A 14,781-nucleotide genomic window follows, 5' to 3' on the forward strand; every position below is an offset into this window, starting at 1 on the left:
TTATTTTTGTTATTTGCCGAATGTTGTTATTAAATCAGGATTATTATCTCTGTCAAATCTCTTTCTTAAGAGATAAGCATCAAATAAGCAATAATACTCAATTCTTTATTCATTTTTTCTTTGTGAGAAATGCTAAAATAATGAATGAAATTAAAGCAAATCATAATTCCCCCCTTGGATCACAAAATGAACGTCTTATAATAGTCCACTTATTCGAAAAAATAGGTGCTGATAGCATGAGACATAGTAGGACTGAAGTCGCTCGTTGGCGAATGATGAGACAAGCTATACGTAAACGACGTCGATGGTTAGAAGGGCAATCTCGTCGTAATTTCCGAATTTATAAACTACGTAAACTTGATACTTCTAGAAAACATAGAGCACTTTTATTTGTACAACACATAGAATGGAACTCATAATTTCACTTTTTAACAGTTAATATCAATCATTTTGCTAAACGTTATTGAATATGATTGCTATTTGCATTTAAACTAGGGGCATATTTTTTCTTTAGGTGAAATAAGATCAGTTATGCGTTGGAAGCTTTGGGTATTCATATCGCTTTGTTTACATGCCTCACTTGTTGCAGCTGCGATGTTCTATGTTGTAGAAGATAAGCCTGTTACCCCTGAGCCTATCTCTATACAGATGTTGGCATTTGCAGCGGATGAGCCTGCTGGTGAACCAGAGCCTGTGGTTGAAGAAGTCACTCCTCCTGAACCTGAACCGGTTGTTGAACCAGAACCCGAGCCAGAACCAGAACCTATTCCTGATGTAAAACCTGTTATTGAAAAACCAATAGAGAAAAAACCAGAACCAAAACCGAAACCTAAACCAAAACCTGTGGAAAAACCGAAACCGCCTGTTGAGCGACCACAACCTTTAGTTGTTAATAAAGGTAATGATCTCAAAAATCTTAACCCGACGGCAAAGCCAAGTGATAAAGGCGATGAAAAACCCGTTGCAGTGGCAAGCAGTGGTGAAGGTAAAGTACCAAATGCAGTACGCCAAGGTTTACCTATATATCCACCACGTGCCCAGGCGGTGGGGATAGAAGGTTCAATTAAAGTTCGTTTTGATGTTGATGCGGATGGGCGAGTGGATAATGTAGAAATACTTTCTGCTGATCCTAAAAATGTGTTTGAACGCGAAGTAAAAAGAGCGATGCGTCAATGGCGCTATGAAAAAATCCCTTATAAAGGAAAAGTTGTTGTTATTGAGTTCAAAATGACTGGAATATCAACAAGCTAACTTTGATAAAACTCAAAAGCTAAGGAAAGCAATATCAGTTGTTGGATAGAAAATAAACAAAAGGCACTTTAATAAGTGCCTTTTTTAGTATTTCAAATTTTACTACTTTCACGCTATTTATCGTAATTGAATTGTCGTAATGGTGTTTTATTCCAGAGTACTTGTTAGCGTAAAGTGAGTTTTACCTTCAGGTAAGCGGCGAGCTGAGTTGTTCTCATCAACGGCAACATAGGTAAACACCGCTTCTGTTGCACGATAGCGTTGTCCGACAGGTTCTGTGGCGACTTTTTTAACCCAGACTTCAATATTAACAGTAATTGAAGAGTTACCCGTTTTTAAGCAACGCGCATAGCAACAAACGACATCGCCAACAGCAACAGGTTTAAGAAAGGTGATGCCTGTTACGCTTACAGTAACGACACGACCTAACGCAATTTCTTTTGCTAAAATTGCACCACCGATATCCATTTGAGACATTAACCAGCCTCCGAAAATATCACCATTGGCGTTAGTATCAGCAGGCATGGCTAGAGTGCGTAAAACGAGCTCACCATTAGGCAAAGATTGTTGTTCAGTCATGGAGAATTATTATCTGTCAATGTTTAAACCAAGGAAATATCTACTTATCTATGTCAAGCTAAATCATGATGAGTACACATCTCCCAATACAATAAAATGATTATTCAGATTTTGAATGAGCATCGTGTGATGTTGGCTTAGATGCTTGTTTTGTCATATCACCTGATAATTCGTGTTCACTATTTTCCGTCGTGTCGTTTTCAGTCTGTTCTTCTGGTAAACGGTTATTCCAGATATAAACCACACTCGCGATAGTAAAGATAAAGGTTAAAATAGTTAAGCCAAAAACTTTAAAATTAACCCAAGTCTCTTCCGCTAAAGAAAATGCCACATAAATATTACCGAGAGCACAAGCAAAAAAGAAAATTACCCATGCAATATTGAGTTTCTTCCAGTTTGCTGGTGGCATTGCAAGCTCTTTACCTAACATTCTTTCCATTAACGTTTTTGGCGTAAATAACTGCATTCCAATTAAAACGATGGCAAAAATGGCATAAATAGCGGTCACTTTCCATTTAATAAAATCAGCAGAATGGAAGAAGATGGTTAATGAGCCAAAAATAGTGACGACGATGGCGGTAATGAGTGGCGCTTTCTCAACTTTATGGAAAATAAGCCATGTCAAGCCGACTGAGATCCACGTCGCGATAATTAATGCACCTGAAGCATAGAAAATATCTTGCCATTTATAGAAGATAAAAAATACTAATAGTGGAGCAAAATCAAGTAATTGCTTAAGCCAGCCATTTTTCATAACAGATAGGAACCTATGGTAATTAAATTCATAAACTTGGCTATTCTAATGCAAAGCGACAGAAAATGGGTAAACAATTGCATATCTTTAATGACAGAGTGTTAATTTATACAAAAAATGCGCATTTTATCTGAAATAACTTAATGAAAACTCAACGTAATTGCATTTATGTAAAATTAAAACTCAAGCTTGAGTTATGAAGGAGGATTTAAATATTGCACTAGTATATGATTCATATACTCATCATTATCATCCGCCACTTTTTGATGAATACATAAATAAAAAAGTATTTCTGATAAGAGGAAATCAATGAACGGAAAAAGAATAATAAAATGGATGCCAGGATTAGGCTTATTATTTAACTATAAGCGTGAATATTTTGGCTATGACTTAAAAGCAGGGCTTTCAGTGGCTGCTGTCGCGCTACCTGTTGCCATTGCTTATACCGAATTATTAGGCATTAATGCGATTGTTGGGTTGTATGCCTGTATTTTCCCCATGATTATTTATGCATTATTTGGTACTTCACGCCAATTAATTACAGGGCCAGATGCGGCAACGTGTGCCGTTATTGCTGCGGTCGTTATTCCATTATCTGCTGGTGATGAAAATACACGATGGCAACTTGCAATTATCATGACGGCAATGACGGGGTTTTGGTGTATTTTGGCTAGCCACTTTCGGTTGGGGGCATTTACTGATTTTCTATCGCGTCCTATTCTTCAAGGTTTATTAAATGGTGTCGCGATCACCATTATGGTTGGGCAAATTAGTAAAGTATTTGGTTTTGTTACTTCTCCAGAGCACTTAATTGAAAAATTAATTGAAGTTCCATTTCGATTAATGGATGCACATGTCCCTACGGTATTGATGTCAGCGATAACGCTCGCTTTATTATTAGGCATTCGCTATTTTCGTAGCCGATGGCCAGCACCATTAATTGCCATGGTTGTAATGACCTATCTTAGTTGGCAATTTGATTTAGCAAGCTATGGCATCGCTATTGTGAATAAAGAGGCAGGAAATGTTGATCTATTTCTGCCTGTCGTCTCAATGAGCGGATTTCATCCAGGTGTATTACGAGAATTATTGGTTCCATCTATCAACTTGGCTGTCATTAGTTTTGTGAGTTTTATGATGACCGCCCGCAGTTTTGCCAGCAAAAATGGTTATGATGTCGATGCAGATCAAGAATTAAAAGCATTAGGTATTGCCAATATTGCGGCGGCGCTTTCTCAAGGATTTGCAGTGAGTGCGGCAAGTAGCCGTACCGCAGTCAATGATTCTGTCGGTGGTAAAACGCAATTAGTTTCTATTATTGCAGCACTGGTTATTCTGCTCGTGCTGTTATTTATGACCGATTTTCTCGCCTATATTCCATTATCTTCGCTAGGTATTGTGTTAATTGTTTCTTCATGGTCATTACTAAGTATTCGTCATATTTGGTCTTATCGTAAACGTAATAAACAAGCATTTACATTGGCATCATTTACCTTATTAGCAGTGTTATTAGCAGGGTTGATTAATGGTATTGGTTTTGCGGTTTTATTAGGCTTATTACAATTTTTGCGTATTGTTTTTCGACCAAGCGATCAATTATTGGGTGTTGATGAACAGGGCATGGTTCATTCAATGAATAAAGATAATGGTATTGAACCTATCGATGGTTTAATGATGTACCGTTTTAATTCACCATTGACTTATTTTAATGTGGGTTACTTTAAAAAACGGGTACTTCAACTTGTTGATAGTGCACCTCAACGCCCTGCATGGTTAGCCGTAGATGCGGCTGTCAGCTTCACTTATGACGATGTTAGCGTATTTGCAGCTATTGATGAATTAATACGAGAGTTGCGTATAAAGGGCGTGAAATTGGTTTTAGCTGGCCGTAGAACCGAGTTAAATCGCTGGATTGAACGTAACAGAATTTCGCTCAATGAAGATGACTTAATTATCGCCCCTGATCTCTATTTTGTGATCCGACTGTATCAAAGCCGACAGCAGATCAAAGAAAAGCAGAGAGAAGCAAGAAAAGAAGCATTAAAGCAAGAAGTAGAGGAACACGAAGCATCGATATCAGAAGTGAGCAGAGAGAGTCATACATCAATACCTTAAATAATTTTATATGTGGTGATGAATAAAAGTAAAATCCCGTGATAAGTTCTTAGCTTATACACGGGATTTTTTATCGGTCAATTTTGTCGGTAGCGAGGTTTTGAATAAATTAGCGCGTTTGTTGAGTCGTATATTTGTTTTCAACCAACATAAACAAACGAAACAGGTAAATAATCATCCAAGCGGAAGCCATATTTTTTAGAAGATAGAATAAGAAGTTATGGATAAGATCAGGCAGCTGAATTGTAAGATTACTCACAAAACCAATACCAAACTGCAATAAGATCCAAATACCTAAAGCAGGAATAAGTGAACCTGATTCACTAAATCCAATTTTCCAACCTAAACGAATTGCACTTCCCAGATTTTGTTGGCGCACTAAAACAACCGGCGCTAATGCAAAACCAATGAGTAAAATGATGCCAGGAATAATCATCACCATAAAACCGGCGCTAATTAAAATAGAGCACAGAACAATTAATAAAAACATTTTTGGTAAGCGAGGTAAACATGCGTTAAATGTTTGCCCAAGAGTGACATTGTGACCAGCAGAGATTGCCATGGCGAACATCAATAAAGTTAACACTAAGATGCTTTGTTGTAATGTCTCAAATGCATACAGTGACAACACTTTTTTGGCTATACCCACGACACTGTTTGACATTGCTTCTAACTCATCAGGAGAAGCAGAAGAAAGCTGCGTATTTTTAAAATTAGCCACAAATTCAATCATCAATTGGTATTCTTGAGGATTAGGGCCAATTAAGACATGAATGATCGCTAAAATAACAGCAAGGATAGCGGAAAGGGTAACAATGCTACGTCGTTCATTCTTATAAAAATTCAGACTGTCTCGGTAGATTGTGCGTGCCGTGGTAGGCATGAAACTGCTCCTATAAAAATAGACTGTGTCAATGCGCGCTATTGTACCTTCTACAACAACAAAAAGGGATATTTTCTCTTACTTCTCTTTTGGGTCTTTTTCTTGATGTTAATTATCATAATATCCTTCTCGCTTAAAATAAAACAAACATTATTTTAACATAAAGATAACTTTATTTTTAAATATGTCTTTTAAGGATATTTTTTATTCAAAAATTAGCAGTAACGATAAATTTAATTATAAGAAAAAATTGTATTAATCAGTAATTTGATGTGGATCAATTATAAATAATCGTATTGATAAATAATAAAAAGAGAAATAACACTTTCTGCAAAAATAATTCCAAAGTTGTGATCGGTATTAGATCATAATTATCAATAAATGGTTATATTTTTAGCGGAGATTTTACTTATTACTGGAATGGGTTAAATAATGAAAAAACTTTCTGCGCTTATTTTAGCGGCCGCAACACTTGCGCCTTCTATTTCGTTTGCTCACCAAGCGGGTGATTTCTTATTCCGTGCAGGTACTGCAACTGTGCGTCCTAATGCGGGTTCTGATGCAATATTAGGTGGCGACCACTTTGCTGTAAATAATAATACCCAATTAGGTTTAACCTTTGGGTATATGATTACTGATAATATTGGTGTTGAGCTATTAGCAGCTACCCCTTTTGAACATAAAATATCATTAACTGGTGTAGGTGAAATTGCAAAAGTTAAACATTTACCACCAACATTAATGGCACAATATTATTTTGGTAATAGCGAAGATAAACTGCGTCCTTATTTAGGTGCTGGTTTGAACTTTACCACGTTCTTTGATGAGAAATTTAATAATAATCCTGCTGTAGGTACTGGAGCAGGTGGTTTAGGTCTAAATGGCCTTGATCTTAAAGATTCATGGGGCTTTGCAGCGCAAGCTGGTTTAGATTATAACCTCGATAAAAACTGGATGCTGAATGCGTCTGTTTGGTGGATGAACATCGAAACAAAAGCAAGATTTAATAGTACTGTTGCTGATAAAGATTTTGATGTTAAAACCCGTCTAGACCCATTTGTATTTATGTTTGGTGTGGGCTACCGTTTCTAATTTTTCTTTCTTTAAAAGAATATCTCATAATGAAAAAGCGAAGATTGTCTTCGCTTTTTTTATCTTTTAAATTCAAACTACACCTTTCATCCTTATATGATATAAAGTCTCTAATTTATTGTTGAATACATCGTTTATGAGTAATTAAAAATAGAGATAAATAGGAAAGATGTATTTTAAATAAAACATTCAATATTAAAACACCACTAATAATGTATTTAATATGTATCTTTTATGGTTACCTTCTTAATAAGATAAGAAAGTGTATTGTTTTTATTAGAAACGAATAATTTTTTAATCAATAAAAGAGAGTGTTATATAGATGCATTTAAAATGCATCTTTTATTTGATTCTAGTACACGTGTTTTGTACATCAAGAGATAGAAAGAAATAAAAAAGAAATAACAGGGAATGAAGATAAAACATATTCATAAAAATAGACAGATTATGTTTTAACCATCAAATGATTAGTTATTTTTCTTAATTGTTCTTTTTATGAACGATTTTTAAGGCGAATTAAAAATACCCTTTTTTTAATCTATTGACGTTTTTTATAAAAATTGATCTGCATTATGATAAAAGCAAGATTAAGAACGCAGTGATGACGAAAAAAAGACCACCGCAAGGGTGGTCTAACAAGTAAGGCTAAAGGAAGACTAGAATAAATAGGGGATCAGCGGATCACCATTGAGTTGATAACACCTTTTACGCCAGTCACTTTACGGGTTGTTTCAATGGCACGGTTGGCGTCTGCTTGAGAAGAGACGAAACCACTTAATTGCACTTTGCCTTTAAATGTCTCGACGCTAATTTGTGTTGAGTTAAGATTTTTTTCACCTATTAATGCTGTCTTAACTTTGGTGGTGATCACGGAGTCATCAAAATAACCCCCAGTACCTTCTGATGTGGGCGTGGGTGAACATGCAGACAAGGTGAACGCCATCAGTAACGCTGCCATAACAGCGGAGATTTTTGCCCATAGTTTCATCATCAAACTCCTTTTAATCACATTATTGATTGAGTATTTCTGAAAAGAAAATATAAAGCGCTTTATAAAGTATGTGCAAAAAATAAAATTTTGCCAAATTTTTATTAGAACGGTTCAAGTCTCTTAAAATAAGACAAGAGGGAATATTGCACCATTTTATGCGGGTTAGGCAGCAAAATAAGCAATAAAAAGCCTGAGCTAGTCAGTGTGGATTTAAGAGTAATCCGCTTAGAAAAATAGCAAACTATTCTTCTAAAGCGGATCCAAAAGGTGATTAGGCAAGCGTTGCCGCTTTCATTTCTTTAACAAATTGAGTCAGTGTTTTCAGCATGACATCGGGCTGATGCAAGTTTTTCTCAATAATCTGAACAACTGCCGAGCCTGAAATTGCGCCAGCCGCGCCATTTGCAATCGCCTCTTTCACTTGTTTAGGTTCTGAAATTCCAAATCCTTGTAATGCAGGAGGTGCATGATAGGTTTTTAGTTTGTCAGTAAGATGTGTGAGTGATTGCTCTGCACGTTTATCTGTACCGGTTACACCCGCTCTTGATAGTAAATAGGTATAAGCTTTACCCGATATCGCTAATTCTTGTAACAGTTCATCATCAGCGTTAGGAGGACAAATAAAAATAGGACTGATATTTGCGCGTTCTGCTGCTTCACGAAACACTTTTGATTCACGTAAGGGAACATCACCAATTAAGACAGAATCCACACCGGCTTGCTCGCATTTGCTGTAAAAATTATCAATACCATTACTAAAAACAAGGTTGGCATAAACTAATAGACCAATAGGAATATTAGGATGTTTTTTGCGTACATTAGCTAAAAGTACAAAGCAATCCGAGGGGGTTACACCTACATTCAATGCCCGTAAATTAGCACCTTGGATAGTAGGGCCATCAGCAAGAGGATCAGAAAAGGGAATACCAATCTCTAATGCATCTGCGCCACCTTCAATTAACGCATCAATAATTTGTAATGACAATTCAGGGGAAGGATCACCTAATGTGACAAAAGGAACAAATGCGCCTTGCTGTTTTTGTGCTAATGCTTCAAAGCATACTTGATAACGGCTCATTAGATTTCTCCTCTTGCTGCTAAAATATCGTTTACAGTAAAAATATCTTTATCACCACGGCCTGATAAATTCACAATTAATAGCTGCTCTTTGTCAGGATTTTGTGCAATTAATTTCAATGCATAAGCCAATGCATGAGAAGATTCTAAGGCAGGAATAATTCCTTCTCGGCGAGAAAGTGCTTTGAATGCTTCAATGGCTTCGTCATCAGTAACAGAAACATAATCAGCACGACCAATGCTATTTAAATGTGCGTGCTGTGGTCCAACTGACGGGAAATCAAGACCCGCTGAAATTGAATATGACTCTTCAATTTGTCCTTCATCAGTCTGCATAATTGGGGATTTCATACCAAAATAGATCCCTAATTTCCCATGTTTCAGTGGTGCACCATGTTCACCCGTTTCAATTCCTTTACCGGCAGGTTCAACGCCAATTAGCTGCACCGACGTTTCTGGAATAAAGGACGCAAACAAACCGATAGCGTTGGAACCACCGCCAATACAAGCGATAACCGCATCAGGTAGACGACCTTCACGCTCTAGAATTTGGGCTTTGGCTTCATCTCCAATCATACGTTGAAACTCACGGACAATGGTTGGATAAGGATGAGGACCTGCCGCCGTTCCTAATAAGTAATGCGCGCGATCGTAACAACCAGACCAGTCACGTAATGCCTCATTACACGCATCTTTTAAGGTCGATGAACCACTGTGAACAGGAATAACTTCGGCACCCATTAAGCGCATACGAAATACGTTAGGTGATTGACGTTCAACGTCTTTAGCACCCATATAGATACGACATTTCATATTAAGCAGTGCACAGGCTAACGCTGTTGCAACACCATGTTGACCCGCACCTGTTTCTGCAATTATTTCGGTTTTCCCCATGCGTTTTGCTAATAAGGCTTGACCTAATACTTGGTTAGTTTTATGGGCGCCACCATGCAGCAAATCTTCACGTTTTAGATATAAACGTGTTCGCGTGCCTTCTGTCAAATTACGGCAAAGGGTTAATGCCGTTGGTCTGCCAGCATAATTTTTTAATAAATCTTGGAATTCTTGCTGAAAAGAGGGATCGTTTTGCGCATCAATAAAAGCTTGTTCGAGTTGATCCAATGCAGGAATTAAGATTTCAGGTACATATTGGCCACCAAATTCGCCAAAGTAGGGGTTAAGTTTTCTCATTGTGATGTCATCCTGTTTAAAATTTTTTCTTTGTGAAATTTAATTTAGCTGTAATTGTGCAAATACTTGCTTCAGACGTTGTGCATCTTTTATGCCCGGCGCCGATTCAACTCCAGAGTTAAAATCAAGTCCGATACAGCCTGTTTTCATCGCATCTAGGCAGTTTTCACTGTTAAGACCGCCTGCAAGTAACGCTTTTTCACGTAATGTATTAGGAATTTTTTGCCAATCAAATGTTGTTCCTGTGCCTCCCGTTCCGTTATCAAGTACATATTTATTAACGTGTGAAACGGGGAGGATATCAGTGTGGTTCGCCATATTTATTGCTTGCCAAATTTCACAATTTGGTTGAATTCTTTGGTGAAGTTGCTCAATAAATTGTGCATCTTCTTGCCCATGTAACTGAATAGCAGATAAATTAAGTTTTTCAGCATAGTCACAAATAAGCTCAATAGGTTGGTTTTGAAAAACCCCGACAAATGCTAAAGGAGCTTGTGTTATCAACGTTTGTGCTTGTGACATCGTCACTTTTCGAGGGGATTTCTCTGCAAAAATTAACCCCGCATAATACGCACCCGCTTGATAAACCGCTTCTACATCTTGTGTGCGAGTCAATCCGCACACTTTATGCTTTCCCAGAACGAGCGCTCTCACCGCTTGGTCAATATTGTCTTGTGACATTAAGGCACTACCTACCAGAAAACCGTTAGCATATTGGCTTAATTCTTGAACTTGCTGGTGGGTGTGAATACCTGACTCACTGATCACGATTGCATCTTGAGGTAATCCTTGGCTTAACTGCCGAGTACGCGCTAAATCGATAGAGAGATCACGTAAATCACGATTATTAATACCAATAACTTTGGCATTGAGATTAATGGCACGCTGGCGCTCTTCTTCGGTGCTGACTTCGGTTAATACCCCCATATTTAATTGATGAGCAACGGCTGATAGTGCGCGATATTGCTCATCATTTAAGACAGAGAGCATGAGTAAAATGGCATCCGCTTGATAAAAACGCGCTAAATAGATTTGGTATTCATCAATAATAAAATCTTTGCACAAAACAGGTTGATGTACGGCTTGGCTGACTTGACGTAAATAATCAAAGCTTCCTTGAAAATATTTTTCATCAGTCAATACCGAAATTGCAGCAGCATAAGGTTGATAAATTTTTGCAATCGTAGCGGGATCAAAATCAGCACGAATTAAGCCTTTTGACGGTGAAGCTTTTTTACACTCTAAAATAAAAACAGTATTAGGCTGTGTTAATGCCTGATAAAACGAGCGTGTTGATGGCACTATTTGGTGAACAAATTCTGATAATGGTTGATTCGCTTTACGTGCAATTAAATATTCAGCTTTATCTTTTACGATGGCGTTTAATACAGTCATACTCTTATCCTCTCGCGGCTAATGCTGTTACACGATTTATTGCTTTACCGCTATAAATGGCGTGCATAGCAACTTCAGTATTCATTTTTAAATCTTCTTGCCCATGTAAACGCATTAATAAAGCGACATTAGCTGCAACAGATTCGGTATGTGCTCTTTTTCCTTCACCTTGAAGTAAATCGGCTAATAATTGACGGTTTACTTCTGGTGTCCCCCCTTTTAAATCAGTAATAGCACAAGGGCGAAGACCAAAATCACTGGGTGTCAGTTCATAACGTGTAATGCGACCATTACGTAATTCAGCGACTTGCGTCGGTGCATGTAGTGAAACTTCATCCATTCCACCACTGTGAACAACAGCAGCACGCTCATAACCTAAAACATTCAATGTATCTGCAATAGGCATCAATAATTCTGGGCTATACACACCAATTAATGCTAATGGCGGGCGAGCAGGATTAATCAAAGGACCCAATACATTAAATAATGTACGTGTTTTTAGTTGTTGGCGAACGGGGGCGGCAAAACGAAAACCACTGTGATACTGAGGTGCAAATAAAAAGCATAAACCCACTTCATCCAGTAATTGGCGCGCATCATCAGCACTTCTGTCTAAAGGAATACCAAATGCAGCTAATAAATCAGAAGAGCCCGAACGACTGGATACGCTACGATTACCATGTTTTGCAACTTTGATACCGACTTCAGCCGCCACAAACGCGCTTGCTGTTGAAATATTGATACTATTGGCACCATCTCCTCCAGTGCCAACAATGTCGCAAAACGTGTAATCAGGGCGAGGAAACGGTTGTGCATTTTCAAGTAATGCACGTGCCGCCCCTGCGATTTCTTGAGGATGTTCACCACGCATTTTCATGCTGATCAAAACAGCCGCTAATTGTGATTCGGTTAACTCACCGCGAATAATGGCACTAAACAGTGTTTGGCTTTCTTCTAATGTTAACTGCTGTGCACTAAATAATTTATTGAAGATAGTTTCCATTTTATGCGTCTCCTTTAGGAGTTAATGCCCATGCGATGGTTTGTTCTAAAAGTTGTGCGCCTTTTGTGGTTAAAATTGATTCTGGGTGAAATTGAAAACCACACGTTTTATGTTGACGGTGACGCACCGCCATAACCGTGTTATCGCACCAAGCATTAATAATGAGCTGTTCTGGAATGTGTTCTCCTGACAGTGAATGATAACGAGCAACAGGTAAAGGATGAGGTAAATGCATAAACATTTCACTGTTATCGTGTTCCGCTAATGTCGCTTTGCCATGTAAGATCTCTCCACATGAAGAAACTTTGCCACCGTATGCCTCAATAATGGCTTGATGACCTAAGCAAATACCAATTACAGGTAATGTACCTAATACACGTTTTAACAGTTCAGGCATACAACCTGCTTGTGAGGGAGCGCCTGGTCCGGGAGATAACAGTAAGATCGGGTTATCAAGTTCACGTAATTTTTGTTCAATAAACTCAGCAGAGACGCTATTGCGATAAATCACAACGTTATTGCCAAGAGCACGTAATTGATCGACAAGGTTATACGTAAATGAGTCGATATTATCGAGTAGTAAGATAGTCGCCATTAGCAAGCCTCCTGAAATGGGGTATCAGTATGAGCTTGTAAAATAGCGTTGATGACAGCTTGTGATTTATTGCGTGTCTCTTCAGCTTCCATTTGAGGATCTGAATCAAGCACAATTCCAGCACCCACTTGAATAGTTGCAATATTATTTTCAACATAAGCAGAACGAATAACTATGCAAGTATCGAAATCGCCAGCGCCAGTAAAATAGCCGATAGCACCACCATAACTGCCACGTTTTGTTTTTTCGTAACGAGCAATCAATTGCATTGCACTGACTTTAGGCGCGCCTGATAGTGTTCCCATATTCATACAAGCTTGATAAGCATGAAAAATATCTAAGTCATCACGTAATTTGCCTACGACTCTTGAGACTAAGTGCATGACAAAAGCATAACGATCAACTTTTGTTAATTCTGCGACATAACGGCTACCCGCCTGGCAAATACGTGCTAAATCATTACGTGCTAAATCAACTAACATTACATGTTCAGAAAGCTCTTTCGTATCAGTGCGCATTTCAAGTTCAATTCGGCTGTCTAAATCCGCATTGATCGAACCATCTGCGTTACGTCCTCTTGGGCGAGTTCCTGCGATTGGATAGATTTCAATTTGGCGATCACTTGTTTGATATTTCAATGCACTTTCTGGTGATGCCCCAAATACCGTGAACAAAGCATCTTGCATATAAAACAAATAGGGGCTTGGGTTTTTCTCTTTCAACACTTGATAAGCGGCAAGAGGTGAAGGGCAAGCAACTTGAAAGCGACGTGATGGAACAACTTGAAAAATATCACCACGACGAATATAGGTTTTCATTGCCTCAACGATATCACCATAACCTTTATCATCCATATTCCCTTGTATTGTTGATTCTGCGGCTGTTAACGTGCGACGAATAGGATTTTTTAAGGGTTGTTTAGCCAGAGAAATTAACTCAGTTTGTCGTAAAGTGAGGCGCTGAGATTCGGTTGCATCATCAGTAAAAGCAATGGAAATGAGTTGACTATCTTTATTTTGATGGTCGATCACGATTAATTGTTCTGCTAAGTAAAAGCAGTAGTCAGGGCATGAAAAAAGCGTGTCTAATTCGGGAATAGGTTCAAATCCACTGACTAAATCATAAGCAAATAAGCCACCGACAAAAATAGCATTAGCCTCTTTAGTGTCTTTGTTAGCAAGAAAGAAGCGTAAAGCATCAAATACGCTGGCTGATTTTAATTTGCTTTCTTCATCAATATCTTGTGCAGGTGCTGAAAATGTAAAAACACACTGTTTATCGCTCTCTTGCATTAAGATAGCTTTTTCTTTTAGTGCGATTTTTAAAGCAGGTAATAAAGCTTGTCCATTAACGCTTAATGCATCAATGGTGACTTGGTTTTTTACGGCACTGATCCGTAATGCACTATCAACAATTAACAAACTTTTTAAGTTTGCTTTAGTGTCAACTTGTGCAGACTCTAACAACAATGTGTGATGTTTATTTTCACATAATGTATTGAAAAGTAAAGCAGGTTCGCTGTGATAAGGCAGTGGCGTTGCCTTGGTATTGAATGAGAATGCAAGTGATGTATTCATTATTATCGCTCTATATTATTTTTATTTAACTGTTTTTGGTGCATAAAAAAACCCGCGTAGGCGGGTTTTAGATATCACTGACGTGAAGCAGGAGATCAAACCGCCCATAAAAGAGTATTGCGCCACCAAAGAGCGATAAGATGTTGATTGATATTCATAAAATCTCCTTACAGCTAACGACAGATGATAAGTTAATAGACTAGCTCGTGTTGTGTACTAGTAAACTGGATTGCGTTAGGTTCGTCAAGTACTTTATGGCATACTCTTTAAAATTTATT

At 37.9% G+C, this 14,781-nt stretch carries 13 protein-coding genes and 1 pseudogene; 4 read left to right on the forward strand and 10 right to left on the reverse strand.

The features are described from left to right. Nucleotides 1–236 precede the first annotated feature (236 nt). On the forward strand, nt 237–419 hold the full coding sequence (locus tag SB028_RS08815; protein ID WP_036913581.1) for a YciY family protein: 183 nt from the start codon (nt 237–239) through the stop codon (nt 417–419). Between the two features lie 112 nt (nt 420–531). Next, the gene (gene tonB, locus SB028_RS08820) at nt 532–1,251 is read left to right on the forward strand and encodes a TonB system transport protein TonB (RefSeq protein ID WP_069369258.1); all 720 of its coding nucleotides are present in this window, start codon (nt 532–534) and stop codon (nt 1,249–1,251) included. 147 nt (nt 1,252–1,398) lie between these two features. Here tonB and yciA read toward each other — a convergent pair whose 3' ends face one another. Both yciA and SB028_RS08830 read right to left on the reverse strand, forming a co-directional pair. Continuing rightward, on the reverse strand, nt 1,399–1,830 hold the full coding sequence (yciA, locus tag SB028_RS08825; protein WP_069369257.1) for an acyl-CoA thioester hydrolase YciA: 432 nt from the start codon (nt 1,828–1,830) through the stop codon (nt 1,399–1,401). 205 nt (nt 1,831–2,035) lie between these two features. Beyond that, a pseudogene (locus SB028_RS08830) lies at nt 2,036–2,584 on the reverse strand (septation protein A); the annotation flags it as partial. A 309-nt stretch (nt 2,585–2,893) separates the two neighbouring features. Between SB028_RS08830 and SB028_RS08835 the strand changes: the two are divergent. Beyond that, complete coding sequence (locus tag SB028_RS08835; RefSeq protein WP_069369255.1) at nt 2,894–4,699, forward strand: SulP family inorganic anion transporter; 1,806 nt, start codon at nt 2,894–2,896, stop codon at nt 4,697–4,699. Between the two features lie 109 nt (nt 4,700–4,808). Here SB028_RS08835 and SB028_RS08840 read toward each other — a convergent pair whose 3' ends face one another. Beyond that, nucleotides 4,809–5,582, reverse strand: coding sequence for a YciC family protein (locus SB028_RS08840; RefSeq protein ID WP_069369254.1), 774 nt, complete (start codon nt 5,580–5,582; stop codon nt 4,809–4,811). Nucleotides 5,583–6,014: 432 nt separating this feature from the next. On the opposite strand from SB028_RS08840, the gene ompW reads away from it, so the two are divergent. Then, the gene (gene ompW / locus SB028_RS08845) at nt 6,015–6,674 is read left to right on the forward strand and encodes an outer membrane protein OmpW (protein ID WP_069369253.1); all 660 of its coding nucleotides are present in this window, start codon (nt 6,015–6,017) and stop codon (nt 6,672–6,674) included. A 673-nt stretch (nt 6,675–7,347) separates the two neighbouring features. Here ompW and SB028_RS08850 read toward each other — a convergent pair. The 7 genes from SB028_RS08850 to SB028_RS08880 form a co-directional block, all read right to left on the reverse strand. Continuing rightward, nucleotides 7,348–7,662, reverse strand: coding sequence for a BON domain-containing protein (locus SB028_RS08850; RefSeq protein WP_069369252.1), 315 nt, complete (start codon nt 7,660–7,662; stop codon nt 7,348–7,350). Between the two features lie 274 nt (nt 7,663–7,936). Beyond that, nucleotides 7,937–8,743: a tryptophan synthase subunit alpha gene (gene trpA / locus SB028_RS08855; protein WP_069369251.1), complete on the reverse strand. Its 807-nt coding sequence runs from the start codon at nt 8,741–8,743 to the stop codon at nt 7,937–7,939. Then, nucleotides 8,743–9,933 (reverse strand): tryptophan synthase subunit beta, encoded by a 1,191-nt coding sequence (gene trpB, locus SB028_RS08860; protein ID WP_069369250.1) that lies wholly within the window; start codon nt 9,931–9,933, stop codon nt 8,743–8,745. The genes trpA and trpB overlap by 1 nt, the downstream gene beginning before the upstream one ends. Before the next feature lie 39 nt (nt 9,934–9,972). Continuing rightward, on the reverse strand, nt 9,973–11,328 hold the full coding sequence (gene trpCF, locus SB028_RS08865) for a bifunctional indole-3-glycerol-phosphate synthase TrpC/phosphoribosylanthranilate isomerase TrpF (protein WP_069369249.1): 1,356 nt from the start codon (nt 11,326–11,328) through the stop codon (nt 9,973–9,975). 4 nt (nt 11,329–11,332) lie between these two features. Continuing rightward, nucleotides 11,333–12,331: an anthranilate phosphoribosyltransferase gene (trpD, locus tag SB028_RS08870; protein WP_069369248.1), complete on the reverse strand. Its 999-nt coding sequence runs from the start codon at nt 12,329–12,331 to the stop codon at nt 11,333–11,335. A 1-nt stretch (nt 12,332) separates the two neighbouring features. After that, nucleotides 12,333–12,926: a glutamine amidotransferase-related protein gene (locus SB028_RS08875; RefSeq protein ID WP_069369247.1), complete on the reverse strand. Its 594-nt coding sequence runs from the start codon at nt 12,924–12,926 to the stop codon at nt 12,333–12,335. Next, nucleotides 12,926–14,503: an anthranilate synthase component 1 gene (locus SB028_RS08880; RefSeq protein WP_069369246.1), complete on the reverse strand. Its 1,578-nt coding sequence runs from the start codon at nt 14,501–14,503 to the stop codon at nt 12,926–12,928. The genes SB028_RS08875 and SB028_RS08880 overlap by 1 nt, the downstream gene beginning before the upstream one ends. Nucleotides 14,504–14,781 lie beyond the last annotated feature (278 nt).

It is taken from the genome of Proteus vulgaris (assembly GCF_033708015.1).
GTDB lineage: Bacteria > Pseudomonadota > Gammaproteobacteria > Enterobacterales > Enterobacteriaceae > Proteus.

What these genes read in the sequence shown, in the direction of transcription:
- SB028_RS08815 (WP_036913581.1), top strand. Translation starts at nt 237, where the DNA reads ATGAGACATAGTAGGACTGAAGTCGCTCGTTGGCGAATGATGAGACAA.
- tonB (WP_069369258.1), top strand. Translation starts at nt 532, where the DNA reads ATGCGTTGGAAGCTTTGGGTATTCATATCGCTTTGTTTACATGCCTCA.
- yciA (WP_069369257.1), bottom strand. Translation starts at nt 1,830, where the DNA reads ATGACTGAACAACAATCTTTGCCTAATGGTGAGCTCGTTTTACGCACT.
- SB028_RS08835 (WP_069369255.1), top strand. Translation starts at nt 2,894, where the DNA reads ATGAACGGAAAAAGAATAATAAAATGGATGCCAGGATTAGGCTTATTA.
- SB028_RS08840 (WP_069369254.1), bottom strand. Translation starts at nt 5,582, where the DNA reads ATGCCTACCACGGCACGCACAATCTACCGAGACAGTCTGAATTTTTAT.
- ompW (WP_069369253.1), top strand. Translation starts at nt 6,015, where the DNA reads ATGAAAAAACTTTCTGCGCTTATTTTAGCGGCCGCAACACTTGCGCCT.
- SB028_RS08850 (WP_069369252.1), bottom strand. Translation starts at nt 7,662, where the DNA reads ATGAAACTATGGGCAAAAATCTCCGCTGTTATGGCAGCGTTACTGATG.
- trpA (WP_069369251.1), bottom strand. Translation starts at nt 8,743, where the DNA reads ATGAGCCGTTATCAAGTATGCTTTGAAGCATTAGCACAAAAACAGCAA.
- trpB (WP_069369250.1), bottom strand. Translation starts at nt 9,933, where the DNA reads ATGAGAAAACTTAACCCCTACTTTGGCGAATTTGGTGGCCAATATGTA.
- trpCF (WP_069369249.1), bottom strand. Translation starts at nt 11,328, where the DNA reads ATGACTGTATTAAACGCCATCGTAAAAGATAAAGCTGAATATTTAATT.
- trpD (WP_069369248.1), bottom strand. Translation starts at nt 12,331, where the DNA reads ATGGAAACTATCTTCAATAAATTATTTAGTGCACAGCAGTTAACATTA.
- SB028_RS08875 (WP_069369247.1), bottom strand. Translation starts at nt 12,926, where the DNA reads ATGGCGACTATCTTACTACTCGATAATATCGACTCATTTACGTATAAC.
- SB028_RS08880 (WP_069369246.1), bottom strand. Translation starts at nt 14,503, where the DNA reads ATGAATACATCACTTGCATTCTCATTCAATACCAAGGCAACGCCACTG.